The 888-nt window shown below is 25.0% G+C and carries 2 protein-coding genes; both read left to right on the forward strand.

What is annotated here, in order from left to right; translation table 11 throughout:
* Nucleotides 1-79: 79 nt before the first annotated feature.
* Nucleotides 80-331 carry a hypothetical protein gene (locus CAMP5063_RS08335; protein WP_263691923.1) on the forward strand — a complete coding sequence of 84 codons (252 nt, stop codon included), beginning with the start codon at nt 80-82 and terminating at the stop codon, nt 329-331.
* A 137-nt stretch (nt 332-468) separates the two neighbouring features.
* Nucleotides 469-885 carry a hypothetical protein gene (locus tag CAMP5063_RS08340; RefSeq protein ID WP_337195163.1) on the forward strand — a complete coding sequence of 139 codons (417 nt, stop codon included), beginning with the start codon at nt 469-471 and terminating at the stop codon, nt 883-885.
* The last annotated feature ends 3 nt before the right edge of the window (nt 886-888 follow it).

An 888-nucleotide genomic window follows, 5' to 3' on the forward strand; every position in this document is an offset into this window, starting at 1 on the left:
AAAGGTGGATATGTTAAGATGTGGTTTGAGATTGGGAAGTTGAAGAGAGAGTTTAAAAAGTTGAATTAGAAAGATAATAATGATTGCTTATGTGCATATAGGAACTGAAAAAACAGGAACTACTAGTATACAGACATTTTTAAGAAATAATAAAGATTTATTACAAAAACAAAGAGTTGTGTATTCTAGCTCTCTTGACAATAATGGTAGTCAATGGAATTTTACTTTTTTAGCTTATAATGATATAAGAAGTGATGAGTATTGCATTAGTAGAAAAATTTATACAAAATATGATTTTAAAAATCATAAGAAGAAGATTTTTTTGACTTAAAAAAAGAATTAAGGGAAGCTAGTCACCAAAAATTAATTATTTCCTCAGAACATTTATCATCAAGATTATATGATATTCAAGAACTCAAAAAATGTAAAAAAATTTTACAATATTTAGGTTTTCAAAAAATAATAGTAATGGTTTATTTAAGAGAAAATGGAAATATGGCTATATCCTCATACAGCACGAAAATAAAATCTGGAAAGCAAGATTTTGGTTTAAAACCTTGTAAAGAATTCGAATATTTGGGTAATTATAAAGAACTTCTATGTAGGTGGCAAGAAATTTTTAGTAAAGAAAATATTATTGTAAGATTATTTGATAAAAACGAATTTTATCAAGGAGATTTACTAAAAAATTTTGTACACAGTATAGGCTTAAAATGGGATAATGAATTTGTTATACCTCCAAAACAAAATGAAAGTTTAAATTTAATAGGAGTGGAATTATTAAAAAGAATTAACCAGTATTTACCATGGCGAATTGATAATAAAATAAATCATTTAAGAGGGGGGGGTGACAAAATTTATTACAAAGTATTTTCAAAACTCTAATAA

Origin of the sequence: Campylobacter sp. RM5063 (assembly GCF_024723655.1) — a bacterium.
Lineage (GTDB): Bacteria > Campylobacterota > Campylobacteria > Campylobacterales > Campylobacteraceae > Campylobacter_D > Campylobacter_D lari_D.